General features: G+C 50.7%; 13 protein-coding genes and 1 tRNA gene. 7 read left to right on the forward strand and 7 right to left on the reverse strand.

Annotated elements, in window-relative coordinates:
- Positions 1 to 2 precede the first annotated feature (2 nt).
- Together PF479_RS14335 and PF479_RS14340 are read right to left on the reverse strand one after the other, a co-directional pair.
- Positions 3 to 75: transfer RNA gene (locus PF479_RS14335), tRNA-Met, on the reverse strand.
- An 82-nt stretch (positions 76 to 157) separates the two neighbouring features.
- Positions 158 to 3130 carry a hypothetical protein gene (locus PF479_RS14340; protein ID WP_298007797.1) on the reverse strand — a complete coding sequence of 991 codons (2973 nt, stop codon included), beginning with the start codon at positions 3128 to 3130 and terminating at the stop codon, positions 158 to 160.
- Positions 3131 to 3256: 126 nt separating this feature from the next.
- On the opposite strand from PF479_RS14340, the gene PF479_RS14345 reads away from it, so the two are divergent.
- The 4 genes from PF479_RS14345 to PF479_RS14360 all read left to right on the forward strand — a co-directional run bounded on the left by PF479_RS14345 (position 3257) and on the right by PF479_RS14360 (position 5067).
- A complete protein-coding gene (locus PF479_RS14345; RefSeq protein WP_298007799.1) occupies positions 3257 to 3697 on the forward strand; it encodes an ATP-binding protein in 441 nt (146 codons plus the stop codon).
- Between the two features lie 2 nt (positions 3698 to 3699).
- Positions 3700 to 4041: a PilZ domain-containing protein gene (locus tag PF479_RS14350; RefSeq protein ID WP_298007801.1), complete on the forward strand. Its 342-nt coding sequence runs from the start codon at positions 3700 to 3702 to the stop codon at positions 4039 to 4041.
- A 142-nt stretch (positions 4042 to 4183) separates the two neighbouring features.
- The gene (locus PF479_RS14355; RefSeq protein WP_298007803.1) at positions 4184 to 4525 is read left to right on the forward strand and encodes an STAS domain-containing protein; all 342 of its coding nucleotides are present in this window, start codon (positions 4184 to 4186) and stop codon (positions 4523 to 4525) included.
- Positions 4522 to 5067, forward strand: coding sequence for an ATP-binding protein (locus PF479_RS14360; protein ID WP_298007857.1), 546 nt, complete (start codon positions 4522 to 4524; stop codon positions 5065 to 5067). Before PF479_RS14355 ends, PF479_RS14360 begins: the two co-directional genes overlap by 4 nt.
- Here the strand turns inward: PF479_RS14360 and PF479_RS14365 are convergent.
- Positions 5064 to 5744 (reverse strand): hypothetical protein, encoded by a 681-nt coding sequence (locus PF479_RS14365; protein ID WP_298007806.1) that lies wholly within the window; start codon positions 5742 to 5744, stop codon positions 5064 to 5066. The genes PF479_RS14360 and PF479_RS14365 overlap by 4 nt on opposite strands.
- Before the next feature lie 63 nt (positions 5745 to 5807).
- On the opposite strand from PF479_RS14365, the gene PF479_RS14370 reads away from it, so the two are divergent.
- Entirely contained in the window at positions 5808 to 7079 is a 1272-nt protein-coding gene (locus PF479_RS14370) for an HD domain-containing protein (RefSeq protein ID WP_298007808.1), read from the forward strand.
- A 34-nt stretch (positions 7080 to 7113) separates the two neighbouring features.
- Here the strand turns inward: PF479_RS14370 and PF479_RS14375 are convergent, their stop codons facing one another.
- Positions 7114 to 8220, reverse strand: coding sequence for an ion transporter (locus tag PF479_RS14375; protein ID WP_298007810.1), 1107 nt, complete (start codon positions 8218 to 8220; stop codon positions 7114 to 7116).
- A gap of 5 nt (positions 8221 to 8225) precedes the next feature.
- Complete coding sequence (locus tag PF479_RS14380) at positions 8226 to 9146, reverse strand: hypothetical protein (protein ID WP_298007811.1); 921 nt, start codon at positions 9144 to 9146, stop codon at positions 8226 to 8228.
- An 89-nt stretch (positions 9147 to 9235) separates the two neighbouring features.
- On the opposite strand from PF479_RS14380, the gene PF479_RS14385 reads away from it, so the two are divergent.
- Positions 9236 to 13948: a hypothetical protein gene (locus PF479_RS14385; protein WP_298007813.1), complete on the forward strand. Its 4713-nt coding sequence runs from the start codon at positions 9236 to 9238 to the stop codon at positions 13946 to 13948.
- Between the two features lie 12 nt (positions 13949 to 13960).
- The gene (gene mutL / locus PF479_RS14390; RefSeq protein WP_298007815.1) at positions 13961 to 15730 is read left to right on the forward strand and encodes a DNA mismatch repair endonuclease MutL; all 1770 of its coding nucleotides are present in this window, start codon (positions 13961 to 13963) and stop codon (positions 15728 to 15730) included.
- Between the two features lie 8 nt (positions 15731 to 15738).
- Here the strand turns inward: mutL and PF479_RS14395 are convergent, their stop codons facing one another.
- Together PF479_RS14395 and PF479_RS14400 are read right to left on the reverse strand one after the other, a co-directional pair.
- The gene (locus PF479_RS14395; RefSeq protein WP_298007817.1) at positions 15739 to 17823 is read right to left on the reverse strand and encodes a tetratricopeptide repeat protein; all 2085 of its coding nucleotides are present in this window, start codon (positions 17821 to 17823) and stop codon (positions 15739 to 15741) included.
- A 15-nt stretch (positions 17824 to 17838) separates the two neighbouring features.
- A complete protein-coding gene (locus PF479_RS14400; protein WP_298007819.1) occupies positions 17839 to 18636 on the reverse strand; it encodes a hypothetical protein in 798 nt (265 codons plus the stop codon).
- Positions 18637 to 18702 lie beyond the last annotated feature (66 nt).

Consider the following 18702-nt stretch of genomic DNA (forward strand, 5'->3'; position numbering starts at 1 on the left):
TATAGAGGCGAAGGGACTTGAACCCCTGACCGACCGGATATGAGCCGATTGCTCTACCAACTGAGCTACGCCTCCGTAACGCTTGCGTAATATAACCTATTCACGGAAAATTTGTCAACATCGACCCAAACTTTTTTTTATCAAAAGGTCCTCTGTATTAAATCAGATTCAGCTCCTGGGCTTTGAGTACTATTTCGTTGTTCCAGTAGTTCTTGCGGAAGAAGTTATGCTTCATCTGCTGGCTGTCAAAGCGGCCCGCCCGGGTCTGCAGGAGTTTGAAGGCGTGGCTTACCAGAGACTCGTGGGGTTCACTCACCTTTATCCCGGTCTGCTCGATTACCTCGGCGGCATAGAGGAAGTAGTAATACCCGAAGGGCTGCTGATTATAGGCCCTATCCATGCGGCACAGAGGTGACAGCCCCTCCCAGGCCCGCTCGGGTTCACCGTTTAGGCCGATCAGAAGGAAGTAAAACCCCCGGGCCTGATCCAGCAGGACATCCTCATAGAAGTCCTTGTCCGAAAGGCGGCCCTCGATCACACGGAAGCCGTCGAGCCAGCAGTCCATTTCATGGATAAACTGAGGTCTTTCATCGTATTGTTTAAAGGCTTCTTCCAGATAGCTGATCCCGATCTTCTTATCCCCCGACAGGTAGGCTGCTTCGGCCTTGAAATAGGCGGTTTCCAGATTTGAAGACTGGCGGGACAGAAGTTCGTCCGCTATTTTCTCACTGTGACCAAAACACAGGGATCTGGCCATCCAGGAGGTGATGACATGGGATTCTCTGGTCATTTTGTAGCGCTTGGCCAGGCTGCGGCCCTGTTTCAATTCTTTAAAAGCCTCGGAGTAACGGCCCAGTTCAAAGAGAATTCTTCCCTTTAAAAAGAGCTGAAACATCTGGGTTTCACGGTTCCGTTCTTTCTGAGCCAGGGGCATATGATTTTCAAGAGATCGGAGTGCGGAGGAGAGGTTTCCATAGAGGTAAGAGGAGAGGACCATCAGTTTACCGCTGATGAGTGAAGCCTCCCTGTCTCTCAACTGTTCACTGATGCGCTGGGCAATTTCAAAATAGTCCACCGAAGCCGAAAGTTTCCGCTGGCTGAGCATGGTGAGAGCCAGAGAGGTGTTGGCTCTAATCTCACCGTAGTGGTCACTGTTTTTCTGAAAGGCAAAAAGGCTCGCCTTGACGATGGTCTGAGCCAGTTCGGCGTCTCCGTTCTGTGCATGGTAATGAGCCTGCTGGAGGAGGAACTCTTCACTGCAGGCCCCCTGGGCTTCCATGAGAGAGAGGTAGCCCGCATTGATTTTTTCGGAGACCTCTTTCCTGGAATTTTGCAGGAGGGCACTTCTCAGGCGCCCGGCGTACTGAATGTTATGGAGTCCTTCCTGCTGAGTATGACTCAGGATGCGCTTATCAAAGAGTTTGGAATTCAGCAATTTTTCGGCCAGATAATTCTCCCTGATTTTCAACAGGTGATGGACAATGCGGTTCAGAATATCCAGACCAAAGTCGATGCTGCCCCGGTAGTTCAGGAAGTAAAAGAGACCGCTGAGAGAGCTGATCTGTCGGGCTTCCATTTCTCTACTGAGAAAGCGGGTAAAGTCTTCGGTCAATTCTTCCCGGTTAAAACCCTGAGTTTCTTCCAGAGCAGCCAGATTGATGGGGCGGCACCAGAGCCCTCCGGTGGAACCTAGAAAGCGAAGGTACCCCAGGTTTTCAAGACGTTTGAGGCGTTCTTCCACTTCGGGCAGTGAAACTCCCCTGGAGTGGAAAAAAATGAGAATTTGTTTTCGTGTCAGGAAAAAGCGTCCGGGCTGGCAGAGGGACAGTATTTCGATGGAGCATTTGTCCCGGTCAAAGAGATAGGCCTCGGCGGATGAAAGACCATCCCGGTAGTGCTGAATGCCCTCCAGGCGGTTCTGCAGAAAAAAGAAGAGGTTTATCAGGCGGGAGCCCTCGGATTTGTAGGCCTTCAACAGCTCATCGGGGCTCAGTTTCAGTTCGGGAAACACATCAGCCGCCTTGAGCCTGACATCCTGGTCAGACAGGGGAGAAATGGAGGCTCTCCGGTAGTTGCCCTCCAGCCCCTCGGGGAGGGGTTCCTTTGGATCCCCTGTGAGGATGAGAAATTTCTGCTGGGGAAAGGACTTTCTAAGGATGGCGATAAAGCGGCCGATCAGGGCTCTTGAATCCTCAGAAAAGAGTTCCGGATTTCGGATAATCAGGACAGGGGGTGTCGGATAGGTGTCCAGCTTTTTCAAACAGCCCTTCCAGTAGAGGAGAAAGGCATTGAAGAAATCAATTTCCACCTGATCGTAGTAATGTATATACCAGTCAGCTCTGCAGATATTTTGCAGGAAAATCATCTCTTCCGGCCATTTCTTTTTATTTTCAATGCTGAGGTACTGCTCCACCTGAGGCAGAAAACTCTTGTTTATAAAATGACAAAGCGGGTACCAGGGGTCCCAGAAATCCTGGGCTGGTTCAATGAGGAGAAAATCTTCGATCAGATGATGCTGATCTTCCAGAACGGAACGCAGCACATCCAGGGTTTCTTCCTGATCATTGGATACCATCACCATCCCGGGAGACTCATCCTGACGGTACAACCACTGGTTAATGTCGTTTTTCAAATCTGGAAGAAGGTCTTCCCGCTTTAAGAAGCGGTGATATCTTTTCTCGATGGAGAGCATCTTTTTCACTTTAATGTTCACAGGGAAGAGCTGGGAATACTCCTCCCGCCTGGCGGGTTCAAGATAATCAGAAAATTGATTCTGTACCGAGTCTTCCATCCAGACACAATTTTCAGTGGCAGTCGTCAATGAAAGACCGTGTAAATGTTGAACCAGATCGTCCTGTTGATGCCCGGCGGAGATGATGATACTGAAACCGCTTAAATGCTGCCTGTACTCGTCCAGAAGAACCTTAAGAGACTCTGCACATTCAAGAACATTGATGGCCGTCTCTCTGTAGAGTGCGGCAAACTGAAAGATATCTCCATCCTCTTCCAGAGGGGAGCCTCCCTTCTCATTGATCAGGGCAGAGGCTCGTTTCTCCAGACCTTCCATCCTGGAAGGATAGAGTTGAATCAGCTGTTTTTTATTTTCCAGTTTATAGTAAATGTAAAACATTTTTTCCTGTTAGTGATTTGGTGATGGTGTATTATATAATAAACCATGGGATATATAAAACATAATGGAAAAAAATATAAATCTGTAATTCTTCGTGTTTCCCGATCTACTGATTTTTCTGTCCTTATGGAACAATTTAATAATATGGACTTCACTGGATTTGATGATAATAAACTGGAGAACATACGGCACTCTCTTCTGGAACTCGTGAATAACTCCATCAGGGCGCACAAGGAACGGCAGGAAGACGCTGTGATAATTCTCCGGTTCACCATGACCCCTCAAGAACTGATTATCATTCTACAGGACAAGGGAGGAGGCTTTGATAAGAAAAGTCTGCCCTATGATATTGATCTGGATGTCAATGAAATTGATATCAATGACCAGTATTTTCTGGATTATAGAGAAAAGCATGGATATATCCGATTCGGAATGGGTCTTTTTATCACCAAAAAAGCCTTTGATACCTTTATTCTTAAATTTACGGCCTCCGACGGATCTTTGAATGATCGTTATGAAAAAGGAATATCCACGGGAACCTTCATTGAATTAAGGAGTCATATATGAGCATGAGTAAAGAAAGAACTGATCAGAGAAATCAGAGCTATGCAAAGGTTCTTCTGGATAACAGCCAGCCCGCTTATATCAGAGACATAAGCGCCCGGGGCTTCCGGGTCTATTCACCTGTCCCCCTCCCCTACAAAGAAGGCAGCACCATCACTTGTCTCATCATCCCGACAGACAGTGAGGGACAATCCTTTAAAATCAGTGGAGAGATTCGCTGGAACAAACTGGATGCCGAAGGTGAAGACATCATGGGCATTCTCATCAGCTCGTTTGAAGATAAAAAAGGAGAAAGCCTCTATCATTCATTGAATATGAGATTTTCAAAGAAAATTGGTTCTGTTTAATAACTGCAGATGTTTTTCTTTGCTTGACGGATATTCACCCTTACCCGTAAAATGGCATGACTCACAGGTGGTAATTCTGAGGTCAGAAGTTTGATCAGAGAATGAACAACCCCCAGGTATAGCCCCCATAAGGAGAGACTGATTGGAACTTAAAGTCAGGAAAAGCGGAATTGTTTACATCATCGATATTGAAGGTGAAATGGACCTCTATAATGCCTTTAAACTAAAAGAGTTGGTGGGAAAGATGCTGGAGAAGAGGATTTCTTTTTTCATAGTGAATATGGAAAAGGTTGAATACATAGACTCCAGCGGCATCGGTGCCTTAATATTTGTCAGTTCGGCATTAAAGAAGAAAAGTGCCCGTCTTATGATTACATGCGTCCATGGCTCCGTAAAAAAAGTCATTGAACTAACAAAATTGACAGGCTATTTTCCCATGAGAGAGACCCTGAAAGAGGGGATTCTGGAACTTCAAAGAGGCTGATGAATATGAAACAAATAGAGATAGATGAAAGCCATCCTCTGATGGATAAGGAAAATCTTTTTTATAAGGAGTTTCCCAGCGATTTCAGACAGATAAGGTATTTCACACTGCTCATCGTACAAAAGGCTCCACCCGAAATCAGGGAGATAAACCTTCTGGAACAGCAGATTTCCGAACTGATCAAGAATGCCGTAAAACATGGGAACCTCCAAGATCCTGCAAAACTGGTAAAGGTATGGTACACCTTTTCAGAAGATCAGGCCCGAATCATCATCGAAGATGAAGGAGAGGGTTTTAATGCCATTCAGGAATGGAATGATTTCAATACAAAAAGGAACGACTGCCTGAATAAGGAAGACTATGAGGCATTGTCGGAATTCGTCTCCTACAGAACAGAGAAAAGCGATGACAATGATGGCGGGAATGCCATGTTCGCGGCTCTGGAATACTGGAACAAGGGTGTAGTATTCACTCAAAAAGCCAACTGTGTCGCCGTTGGAAAGACCTTCCCCCGCAAGAATATGGGCATACAGCTGGATTAATAATATCCCGGAACGTGAAGCTGGTCTCCTTCACGGGGAACAGGGTCACCTGGCCAGTTCCTGATAGGCATCTCCCAGTCCTGAAGACTCCAGAGAGGGCCCTCTTTTTTCATATACATGACACCATCTATAAAGCCGCTTTCAGAAATCAGAGCCACCCGCAGCAGAGAATGCTCTCCCCTGAGTCTGAATGTTCCCAGGTAAAAACCCTCAATCTCTGGAGCGACCGGAAGAAACAGGACCAGCTCCTCCTGAAAGAGGGGGTGAGCATCCTCAGAAAGAAGTTCCCTGGCAATTCTGCCCTTCCGGTAGGTATTCAAAAATTCCCTCACCAGATAGTCGGCTTCTCTTTCTTCCAGAAGGGGTGACAGCGGGTCCACCGAAGCTCCGATGAGCAGACTTTCACTGAGAATATAGGCATGAGATTTTATCCTCTGGAGATGCAGAGGTCCTGTAAACTCAAGCTGCGGACCTGAAGGACTCTGGGTCTGCCTCTCTGATGTCTTTGAGTCCGAATCCTTCCCTTTGAGTGCAGTATCAGTCCGTTTCATGGTCAGTCCCGTATCAGAGGACTCCACAGGGACATCATTCGGCGGATCTCCATTCGCATCTTTCCTTTCCCTGGGAGTGCAGGAGGAGAGCAGAAAGAGGGTCAGGAACAGGAAGATGAATCTCATACTCATCTTTTTAACAGAAAAAACCCCTGCCGTCAAAGACCTGTTTTATGTATACTTGTTTTTATGAGAGAAGAAATCATACGTCATTTAAGTGAAGACTATACCGTTCCTGTGAGAGATCCTCTATGGAAACACATCTACCTGTCTCCGGGACTTCGAAAAATCATGTATCACCCGGAGTTTCAGAAACTGGGCCGTATCCGTCAGCTGGGACCTGCGTCCCTGGTCTATCCCGGTGCCACCCATACCCGATTATGCCACTCCCTGGGAGTCTTCTACCTGTCAAGACGGATTCTGAAGACCATCCTCTTTGCCGAGGCCTGCCCGGCTCACCTGACTCTGAGGGGAGTCAAGGCCTTCCTCTGTGCATCCCTTCTCCATGACATCGGTCACTTTCCCCATGCCCACTCCTTTATGGAACTCTCCCTGGCGGATCATGAGATTCTCTCTGGGAAAATCATCAAAGATTCGGGCATTTCCGAAATTATCAGGAATGAAATCGGAACCGATCCGGATCTGGTGGCGGCGATCATCGACAGCTCCATCCCGGCCGAAGGCAACAGGGAACTGATTTTTTTCAAGAATATTCTCAGCGGGGTACTGGACCCGGATAAGCTGGACTACCTGAACCGGGATGCCTATTTTTGCGGTGTTCCCTACGGAATGCAGGACATCGATTTTGTCATTTCCCAGATCCGCCCCACCGAGACAGGGATTGCTCTGACCCTCAAGGGTGTTTCGGCGGTTGAAAATATCCTTTTTTCCAAATATCTGATGTACAAGACGGTTTACTGGCACAGCGATGTGAGAATGTCCACGGCACTGGTGAAAAAGGCGGTTTTTCTGAGTCTCTCAGGGAAGCATATCAGGGCGGAAGACCTCTACGGCATGGATGATGATGAGTTTTTCAGAAGAATGACCGCCCTGCCCGAAGAACTGGCATCCCTGGTGAGGGAATCGGAAACACCCCGGAATTACACAATCATCTCCCAGACTCCCTTTGATGAAACAAACAGGCTGCACCGGGATCTGATGGATATGGAGTTCAGACACGAACATGAAAACAGACTGGCCGGACTTATAGAGGCCCAATATCCCGGGCTTCTACCGGAAAATCACCTGGTGGTGGATATTCCCTCTAAAATTTCATTTGAAGTGGATCTTCCCATCCTGGATAAGGGCGGAAAAAAACCCTACATAGGATCTGCCACCGTATTCAGCAGGCCCGTTGTGCAGGGTTTTACAGAAACCTTACGGCATATCAAGGTGATCGTTCCGGCACAGACTGCCGAAAAAATCCCCCATCTGGAGATTGATCCCTTTTCAATCACCTAAGGCAGTCCTGCCGGGGATGAGGCAGGCTGGAACTTTATTTGAACAAATCTTCGATGTTATCTACCTTGAGGGCGAGGTTCGCCCCCTGCTCCATGTCGCTGTTTCGGGCCTTCAGGGGCAGATACTCTTCGTTGTACTGTCGGGCCAGGCGGTAAACACCATCACTTTCATATTCATCGGGAATCAGTACTTCCAGATTATACGAACTGTCCGACATGCCTCTAAGCATGATGTTCACTGGATCGGTGACGGTGAGGGCAAAATGCGGACTGTAGGTCACCATCAGGATGATCAGCATCAGCAGAATCGACACAAAGATGAGAAGATTGTCTCCCGCCCCCCCGGCATGCAGGGGCTTAAGATTATAAAAGAGTTCAACCCCGCCGGACCGGATATAGCCGTAGTCGGAAGGACCATACCATTTTTTATAAAAATCATTATCATACCGGGTATAGAGGGTTCCCTCACTGGTTCTGAGAATCAGGACTGACTCATACTCTTCGAACTCTTCTATCAAAGCCCTGTCTCCGACAGAGCCTGCCAGGCGGTCAGCCGTCTGAGCCATGACCCGGTGTTTCTCAATAAAATCCTTTTCCACATCCTTCACGGGGACGATGGCCAGGATAAAGGAGGCCGCCGTCATGGTCAAAACAAAACTGGAGACAACGGTGGTTATGATTTTGGTCACATGCCGCTGTGCCATGGGTGAGTTGACAAATTTAATCTTCTTAAAAACCTTCAGGAGCCTGAGAAGCCTGAGAATCCGGGCGATTCTGACGGTTTTAACTACCTTCAGGATATTCAGCATGCCCGCGGCACCCACAAAGGCAGAGCCCTGCATCAGTGCCAGGACGGCTGGCCCGGAACTGAGCATCAGCAGAGGAAGTGAGGCGACCAGGTCGACCCAGCCTCTCTCACGGATCATGTAATGCAGGGTATTCCCCTTTTTCAGGGAGGCAAAGTAACGCACCAGAAATTCCACAGAGAAAAAGAGGTCAAAGGCGAATCCAGTAAAGACAAGGGTCCGGCGAATATCCCAGGACCAGCCCAGAAAGACAGCCAGATCTTCGGTGAAGGTCTGAACAAGAACGAGAAAAATCACAAAGAGAATGATATTTTCAATAGATTCCTTGAGCTTCATAGGGCTTACCATCCATTTTCTGCGGATATGTTATAGAACTCGGTGAGCATGTCAAAATCATATCCATAGTATTTATAATTCCGTCTGGCTACGCTGAACCAGCTCTGATCGGAAGCGGCCGCTCCCCTGTCAATGGTCATCCCTTCTTTCATCTGAGAACAGCGGGAGCTGAAAATAGAGATGATCCGGGCGGTGGTTTCCAATTTAGGATTGTCCTGAAAAGGAAGAACACAGTTGACCCCTCCCCGAATAATCGGCTCTGCTAATCCCGGAATAAGCTTGCTCAGCTGCCTGGTGATTTTTTCCGCATAAACAGGAGACAGGTTCTGATTGCTCCGCTGTGTGCCGGGTCCCCCGGGGGCAAAAAGAATGGTCAGGGGTTTGATGAACATGGTTGTCTTGAGCAGGTTATAGATCTCTTCCTGAGGCATCCGGAGCCTCTGGACCTTGGTGAGTTCAAAGTTGATGTACTTTTGTCTCTCATAGCCGAGCATCATATATCTCTTGAGGATGCCCGAGCTCAGGGCTGTCAGGGTTCCCGCCAGACTCTGCCGCCCGGCGGGGATGGTCAGGAGTTTTTTCAGCATGTCATAAAGCTGTCTTTTCACAGCATCTGAAGGAGGGGGAAGTTTCATAAAATTAATGTAGGCATAACTGGTCCTGTCAAAGATTTCTGATTCTATCTGCGGAAGAATTTCCCTGTTTGTGATATCATACAGGGTATCAGTCATTATTTTATAAATATCTTTCCAGGACCAACCGTTAAAGTAAGCAGGAGAAGTCAGTGTGGGTTTCAGTTTATCTTCATTAATAATGAAGAATTGCAACAGTTGATCCTCTCTCTGCAGTGCAGAAAATCCTCCCAGACTGGGGTTCTGCATGAGTCTTTTGAGGAACTGTAGGGCTTTTGTTTTGTCATTATCCATATTTTGCCAGCCAAATTGGGTTTTGCTTAATAATCGGTCAGATGAGGCATATTCTTGAAAATCCTCTTTCAGTTAATAATAGTACACAAATGAAACAGAAAACATTTCTTTTTTTGATAACCATTTATTCCCTCCTCATTTCCAGCCTTATTCCCCTGTCGGCCCAGGAAACAGGGGATTCAGACAGTGATCCGAAGAAGACCTACCCCATGGCTTCCAATGAAGAGGGAGAAGCTCCGGAGCATATTTTTGATCTGGATATAGGCGGTGTGGGCACGGATGTCTTCTGGGAAGGATACTGGCGTTACCGCCTGACCTACGGAACAGGTTACGAAATCAATCAGGGAGACTTTATTTTCCCCCAGGCCTATCCGGGACTGCACCAGGGTCTGGAATTCTCCCAGGAACCCGACTTTTTCCTCTCGGTCCTGCTGTTGGATCACTACTTTATGGAAACCTCCTTCACCCAGGGATATGACAAAAACACCTATGCCATGGGCTATGTAGGTGATGATACAACCTCTCTCAAGGAAGTGAGAATCGGGAATGCCGGTATCGGTATCGGGGAATATGAGGGCATTGACGTGTCCAGTCCCCAATACAATACTCCGGGAGTTATGGCCTCCTTTGAGACGGCCCGTTCCCGCCATGAGATCATGATCCGTTACGATCCGACCGAACTGGAATCAAAGGACTTTATCGGGGAATACGAGATCGACGCCGAAACCCTGGAGCTTCCCGCCTTTCAGGAGGGGCAACACTTTATCCTTCCCAATAAAAACATTTCCTCCCTGATACTCTACCAGGAAAACTCCTCGGGGGAGCTCACTGGATCCGACGGCAGGCGCTACACCAGGCGGAACATCCCCTATAAGGCGGATCTGTCAGAAGGCTTTGTCACCCTTCAGGACCCCTCGGAAGGGAGAGTCCTCATCTACTACACCACAGGAGGCCATCCCGTTGGTACTGCCGGGGCCATCGAAAATTTCATTATGTCCCCTGATTCACGGGGACGGCCGGACCCCGCGGGAGATCTGCTGCCCTTCGGCTGGGATGAGACAAACCCCTACGACCTGGACAGCCTGGGAGACAAGGATTTCAGGGAAACCTCCCTGGTGACAATCGAGGGAAATGAGGCCCTCCTGGTTCATAACAAGGGAGAGTTCAGCAACTTCCAGATGTACAACCGTTATCTTTTTTATACCAACCTTCCCAGCGAATCCTGGCGGACCATTATTTCCCTGGTCGATTCGGACGGCCTGGCTGAATCTGACCTGGCCTATATTTTTCTGAGGGAAAAAGACGAGATGGACAGGCGGTTCCTCAGGGTGGTTCTGGAGAACACAGACAACCGGAGCGCCTACAACCGGATTCCCTTTGCCCCTGGCAATCCTGAGATATACGGCCCGGGAAGAGTCACCGAGGGAGAGGACCTGTCCAGGGAGCTTCTGATTGCCGTCAAGAAGGACAGCAATAACTACTATCTGGGAACCAACCTGATCAAGGGTTCGGTCAAGGTCTATGTCAACGGCATGGAAGACAAGTCTGTAGACGTGAATTATGAGACGGGAGAGATCTTTTTCGGCCGATATATCTTCCCCGAAGACAGGATTGAAGTAAGCTACAGGACCGAATCTGTGGGTCTGACCGGGGGGGACCTTTTTATCGCCCAGGGAAACAGACTCTTTTTAAACGACAGAATGACTCTGGAACTGGCCGAGTCCCTCCGATGGACCCTGCCGGAGAACCAGATGACCCAGGAGGCGGGTGAAAGCCCCGGCCTGGTGGAGCTGGCGGGAACTCTGTTCTACGAGGCTGAAAATCTGGACATGATGGTCAACACCAGCCTGAACATCTCCACTTCAGACACGGCGGGAAATCTGAGGGTCCTGGGCATGGAAGAGAATGGATATTCCTTTTCTGTCAGCCAGGACCAGGCCGTACCCTCCGAGCTGTCCCTGACTCCTGTTATGGTGAGCAGCCCCGTCGATCCGGACCCTCTGTATAGAAAAGAACTTCTCTACAGAGACTTTGAATCCTCCAACAATACCGGCCAGACCTATCTCAATGACTACTCCTGGTCGGGTGCATCGATAGACAGCAGCCGGGAGGGACCTTCTGTTGCCGCGGCTTCCGAGGATGACCCCTTCTCATCCCGGGTTCTGGCCCTGACCTACGACCTGGGGAGAGAAGAATGGTCCGCCGGGGATTACCTGCCGGTGGACTCAGGGATAATCGACCTCTCAGGCTATTCGGAACTCAGCTTCTACCTCTACCGCCAGAACCTGGGGGAGGACAATCTGCAGCTGGAACTCCGGATCGGAGAGAATGGCGAGTCCAGTGACCTGGATGACAACGGCAGCATAGACAGCGGAGACAGCCGCTTTGTGTATCAAAAAGATCTGACAGCCCAGATTCCCGCCCTTGCCCAGACCTGGAAGAAGGTGAGCATCCTCCTGACCGAGGCGGAGCGGAAAAAACTGAGCCGGGTCCGGTCTCTCCGCTTTATTTTAGGATCCTCCGATACCGGACGATCCGAGGGAGAACTCCTGATAGGAGGACTCAGGGGAGAAGGCTCCCCCCTCCAGCTGTCCATCATAGGCGCAGGAGGAATACAAAAAGACGCGGAGAACCTGAGCGTCCGGGAGCGGTCCGACAGCGAACTGGCCCAGGAATTCCCCGAGGTTCAGACAATCTTTCACCCCGACAAGGAAGACCAGAAGGTACTGGAACTCCGATGGGGCACAGACAGTCAGGGCGGCGATCCTCTGGATGCGGAAGATTCCATCAGCGGAACCGCCTGGTTCAATAGTGTTCCCGTGACCGATTACGGCCAGGTCAGTCTCTACCTGAAGAATGACTCCATCCAGGGTACGGGCAGTTTTTCCCTCACTGACAGCCAGGGCCAGGGGATCATCCTGGAATATGAACCGGGTTCAAGGGAGTGGGAAAAGCTCACCATAGACCTGCAGAACGGGAGTGCCGCCTTTTCCGGAGATACGACGGTAAGCTCCCTGACCATCGATCAGGATACCGGTAATTTTTCCCGCTTCAATATGACCCGCAGCGGTGTGCCCTCCGGGACCATGCAGCTGGATGAGATCCATTTTACAGAGCCCTCCTTCTCCACGGGAAGCAGTGTTGAAACTCAGCTGAACTACAGGAAACCCGGTGTACTGGCAAGCACGGCGCGTGGTTTTCCTCTGCTGGGAGACTTTGATGTGAGCAGCCACATCCTCTACAACACCCAGACCACCGAGTCCTACTTCAACAGAGATGCTCATCGCCTGGAGAGTCAGATCTCCAGCGGTGTGGATGCCCTGAAAGTCCGCCTCCAGGGAAATCTGGAGGTCATATGGACAGAGGAAGAGACCCTCTATTCGGGGGGACATCTGGTCCGTATTCCCTCTCAATCCCGGTTCGGATGGGTTTCAGACAGCTACTCCCGCTCCTTTTACCCGGGGAATGATACCATGGCCCGATCCAATGTACTCCACCTGACTCCTTTTCGGTTTATCACCCTGGAAGCAGAGGGGAGCAGCACGGCCTCCAGGGAGGAGATTACCCAGGGCTGGGGCGGATTTGCAAACATCAATCCGGGACCCGAGAGCAGTATCGGTCTGAGTCTGGATCTGTATCAGAGCTCCGACTGGGAGTCCGACTCCACCGACTATATCAATGACTGGTCCCGGGACTTCCAATACCTAGAGCCCTTGCGGGAAGGCATCAACAGCCGTGAAGGACTGAGCTCACTCACGGCCCGGCGCCAGCCCCTTCCCCTGGGAGTTCTCTGGGAAACCCGGCTGGAATACGGGGCCCTTCAACAGCTTGAATGGCAGCAGGAAAACCGCTGGTACTCCGACTTAGGATTCCCCGTCAAGATAGAATCTCCCACCCGGCCCTGGACCGTCACTCCCGGTTATCGGCGGGAACTGGTTCAGAAGGTCTATCCCGGGTCCAATGAAACCTTCGGTGAAGACCTGAACACTCTGTTCACGGTGACAGGAAGTCAGTTCCCCCTGGTCAACTTTATTCCCTTCTACGAAATTTTCGGGAATAATAATATGGGAGATTTTGAAAGGACTCTGACGATGACGGAAGATTCGGAGTACAAACCCCAGGCTTATATCGGCTTCACCCGCTTCTCAGGCTCTCATATCAGCGATCTCTTTGTCCCCTCGGGACTGGATTTTGCCGTGCAGAGGGAATACTACAAGAAACAGGACTCCCTCTATCTGGAGCACAACTGGTCCTTCCAGGTCCTTCAGTCGGCGATCAATCTCTTTGGTGACTGGGGACGGTATCCCTTCTTTGATTTCTACAACACAGATGAAATATCCAGTTCTCTCCAGCTCATCTTAGGCGGACGGGATCTGTGGACACCCCAGCCAGAGGAGATCGTCTATCAGAACTACCTGACAGTGATGGGAGAATCAGACTGGGAGATTGTCCTGGACAACAGGTACACAAAAAAATGGCTGGCCGATTATGTTCAGGATGACTTCCAACTGATTTTCCGCTGGTTTGAACCGGAACAGCCCTATTTCAACTTCCCCCTTATGGACTATCTGGTGATGAAGCCCACCCGGATGCAGCATGAAGAAAAACTCATGTTTACAGGCTACTTCGACCAGGATGACAGAGCGCAGACCAGTTATGACATCACTCTCCGGCACGAATCCAAACTGGTCATCACCGGCCTCGGGTCTCTCAAGGGCTGGATGGCCCTGGGACTGGGAGGAAAGAGAGAAGTCTTTAGGAACGGTTATGAATTGGGGCTGGAGCTGGAAATGAGTTTCTGATATCTTGATACAATGAATTCACAGGTCAGGATATTAAAAGAATCGGTCGCACGCAAAATTGCCGCGGGAGAGGTCATCGATCGTCCCAACTCCATAGTCCGGGAGCTCATAGACAACGCCATAGACGCCGGATCATCCCGGATAGACCTGACCCTGGAGGGTGGCGGGATTGACCGCATCCGTCTGGTAGATGACGGCCGGGGAATGAGCGCCGAAGATCTGAAGCTCTGCTGTCTGCCCCATGCCACCAGTAAAATCATCACAGAAGACGACCTTATGACCATCCGCAGCCTGGGATTTCGGGGAGAGGCCCTCTCCAGCATTGCCGCCAGCAGCCGGTTGGAGATCATATCCTCCCGGGACGCGGAGAGCTGGAAGCTCAGTGTTCTGGACGGCAGAGTCACAGATCCTGTGCCCTGGAGGGGAGACAAAGGGACCATCGTGGATGCACAGGACCTGTTCTACTCCATCCCTGCCAGGCGAAAATTCCTCAAGCAGCCCGCCTCGGAAGGAACCCTCTGCCGCAAGACCTTTCTTGAAAAGGCTCTCCCCTTCCCGGAGATTCATTTTCAGCTGAGCATAAACGGCAAAGTCAGAACCGTCCTGCCCCCCTCCGATCTGAAGGGACGGGTATGCAGCGCCTACCCGGATGCCTGCCCTCCGGGGATGATGGTGGAAAGAAAAACGATCCTGGAGGGGGCGCAGATCACCATCATTGCCGGCCGCCCCGAATGGAACCGCTCGGACCGCCGATTCATCCAGGTCTATGCCAACAACAGACGCATTGATGAATACGCCTTTGTCCAGGCCATGCAGTACGGCTACGATGAACTCCTCCCGGGAGGAGTTTTCCCTGTCTGCTTTGCCTTTTTAGAAGTAGACCCGGCCCTGGTGGATTTCAATATCCATCCGGCAAAAAGAGAGGCCCGTTTCCGGAATAAGGGAGCCCTTCACCATGAGCTGGTAAATCTGGTTAAGGATTTTCTTCGGGAATTCCATCCCGTCTTCCCGGGAACAACCCTCCCGGAGGCTACACAGCAGGAATTAGGCGGCCCCTCTCCCGGGGTGGCGGCAAAACAGAGAACGAACTGGGACAGATCCATGCCCCAGCGCTCCTATCCGGCCACACCCGAGGCCCAGACACAGCGCTTTACCGAGCTTGTCAGAGAGACGGCGCCCCTGCGGAGTCAGCTTCACCCCGGGGAGGTCCCCGGAGAGGCAGTCCATCCCGTGCCGGAAGGCGAGATCCGCTATATGGGTCAGATCATGGGGGTGTTCCTCCTGGCTGAGGTGGGAGATTCTCTGTTTATTCTGGACCAGCATGCGGCCCATGAGAAAATGCTGTTTGAAAGGTATAAAAACGAACTGCCTCCCCGTCAGGATCAGCTCATTCCTTTTGAGTTTGAAGCCTCGGAAGAAGAGATCCGTTTTATGGAAGCCCACCGGCCGTTATTTGAGGGTCTGGGCATATCCTTCGGTCCGGGACAGGTGGGAATGTGGGAAATCACCGCCCTTCCCCGGGCGGCTCTGTCCATGGAGAGTGAAATTGCAGATTTCCTGAAATGCCGGAAAGGCAGTCCCGCAGAGCTTCAAAAGGAATTGTATGCCACCATGAGCTGCCGGAATGCCATCAAAGAGGGCGACCCCATCGACCCGGGTGCCGCCATGAAACTCCTTGAAAACTCCCTGTCTCTGGAAAATCCCCGCTGCCCCCACGGACGGCTTCTCTGGTTCCGCCTGTCCAGGAATGAACTCTACGGACTTGTGGGACGTCTGGTTTAGAAGGGCTGTCAGCGGATCAGCTGCTCCAGCTCGGCTTTGCCCGCATAGCCGGGATTCTTATTCAGCAAAGACTTCACAGTAGAGGCAGCCTCCTCTTTCAGACCCAGTGAAAACTGCACATGCGCCAGCTTATCCCAGGCTTCCCAGTTGGCGGGGTTGAGTTTGATCACCTGCTTCAGTGTGGTCAGGGCCTTTTCATTCTGCTGGTCATTCAGATAGGCTTTTGCCAGGTTAAAAAGGATTTCAGCATCCTGGGGAGCCAGTTTCAGACCCTTCTGGTAACTATCGACAGCCTTCACAAAGTCTTCCATATGCAAAAAGACATTTCCCAGATTGTTATAAACCACGGAAGAACCCGGATCAAGACGCTCGGCCTCCTTCAGGAAGGTCAGGGCTGTCGTATAGTTCCCTTCTTTATCATAAATGACTCCCAGATTGATCCTGGGTTTCACATAGGAAGGATCAGCTGCAATGGCCTGTTTATACGATAGAATAGCCTGGTCGGCCAGGCCGAGGGCTTCCGAAATCTCTCCCATGGTGTAGATGTAGCGGCTGTTGGATGGATCAAGCCGGATGGCCTGGGCGGCGGAAGTCAAGGCGGAAGAAGGGTCTCCCTTAGCCTGATAGATCAAGGCGATATTCTGAAAGATATCCCCGTCAGCCGGGTCGAAACTGGAGGCCTTTTCATAGGCCGCGATGGCTGCATCATACTCTTTGTTGAAGTAATAGGCCGCTCCCAGACTCCTCAGATACTTGACTTCTCCCGGCTTCAGGTCCGAAGCTTTTTTAAAATAGCTGATACCGCCGCTGACAACTCCCTGAGAGAGGGACAGCTTACCTGCTTCCCAGTAGGACGCCGCATGGTCGGGACGGAACTTGATACTGAGTTTCATGGAAGAGAGGGCATCCCCATCCCGGCCGAGTTTCAGGTTGGTCAGACCCATGGCAAAGTAGTTTCCCTCTACCGAAGGGTCAATGGATTCACATTTCTTGAATGAAACCAGGGCTTCAGAGAACTGTTCGGCCCGGTACTGGAGCTTTCCCATTTCGTAAAACAGCGAGGCATCCCGGCTGTTCAGGCCTGTGGCCTTCTTATAATAATCAATTCCTTCTCTCAGGTTTCCATCTTTTGCTGCAATATCACCCAGGGTCACAAGATTTTCCCAGTTGGACGGATCCAGCTGGATCGCCTTTTTCAGATTGTCCTTAGCCTTGCTGCGTACTGCCGATGAATCGGGGTTACCCTTGTACAGCGCCTGGCCTGCCAGGGTGTAACCCCGGGCATCCTGATTGTCCAGGGCGATGATGTCCTGCCCCTTTCCTTCGGCTTCAGCCCAGGATCCCCGCTTCAGCGCCGAAGTGCCCTCCTCAAAGAGGGTGTTTATCTTCTTTTCCTTTTCTTCCCGGGCCTTCCGTTCCGCCTCGGATTCGGCATCTTTCCGGGCCTGCTCCGCCTTGCGTTTCAGACTGGAGGCTCTGGTTGAAGAGGGGTCCAGCATCAGGGCCTGACGTGCCAGATCCACGGCCCCGTCAAAATCTTTATCTTCCAGGGCGGCTTCTCCCTGTTGTACCAGGGATTCAACCTTCCTCTGAAGATCCTGTTCCTTCCTCTGTTCTTCCGCCCGCCTGGCTTCTTCCAGTTGTCTCTGGAGGCGCAGCTCCTGTTCACGGGCCAATATTTCAGCGGTTCTGTCTGCCCCGCCGTCCTGATTCTGAAGAGAGTTTCCCAGGTCATCCAGGCTGTTCCGGAGCTGCTGGTTCTGCTCTTCCAGCTGCTTCAGTTCCGCCAGCCTCTGCTGATCTTCATATTCCTTTTTAGCCTGAATAATTTTGTCCCGGAGCGTCCGGGCTTCCTGGTCAGCAGAATCTTCGATCAGCAGCCCATCCAGTAGATCCAGGGCCCGCTGAAACTCATGCTGATCAAGATAGTCCTGAGCCAGGACGATGATATTGTTTCTCTTAGAAGAACCGGGATCAATCTGCCCCTCTGTTCCGCCGGGGCTTTTCAGGACAAACCATGCAAGAAGTCCCATGAGAATTAAAAGGAGGACGGCGCCTCCGATAATTAAGGCTCTGCGTTTTTCGTCAAACATTTGATCTCCTATTCATTAGTCATCAAGACCCGATTCTTCAAGATTTTCTTCCAGCTTTTCGCTGTCTGCGGCAATACTATGAGTACTCTTACCTGATTTACTCAGGCTGTTGAGTATATCTTGAAGAAGAGCCTTCTGCCTGGCTTCTTCATCCAGACGTTTCTGCTCTTCCAGCATTTTCTGTCTGGCGGCCTCTTCCTGGCGTTGCTTCTCATCCAGTTCCTTTTTCAACGCCAGCTCCTGCTCTTTCTTCACCCGCTCTTCTTCGGCAATTCTCTGAGCTTCCTTCTGATCCAGAGTCTGCCTGAGCAGGGCGATCATCTTCTCGATATCCGCCCTCTGGGCTGTCTCCGGATCTTCAATGAGATAATCAAGATACAGATCGATGGCCCTGTCATAAGCCGTGGTAGACACAGAAAGGTTCGCCAGATTTAAGAGAGAGTTGATCCGGTGTTCCCCCGGGAGCAGAAGGAGAGACTCATATAAGAGGGAGGCTTCTTCGTAGCGCCGGGTATTAAAATACAGGTTAGCAAGATTGAAGGTCAGATCCTTATAAAAAGATCCCTTGATCTTCCTGCCTTTGATATAATAACTTTCCGCCCGGGACAGATCGCCCCGGTTCTGATACAGGACACCCAGGTAGAGGCAGGCACCGTCGCGCAGAGGATCCGCCTGAAGGGCTTTTTCCAGATTCATAAACGCCTGGTCTACCCGTCCTGCCCTGTAATCGTCCAGGCCCGTTTCATAGAAATCAGCCCCCTGAAGCAGGGAACAGAGAAGTATAAAAATGATTGTAAGGTATCCTTTGTTCACCGTGACCCTCCGGCTTCCCTTTGGTTTGACAGATTCATAGAAACTGTTTAGATTATTAACATACAG

The organism is Oceanispirochaeta sp. (genome assembly GCF_027859075.1).
Classification (GTDB): Bacteria; Spirochaetota; Spirochaetia; order DSM-2461; family DSM-2461; genus Oceanispirochaeta.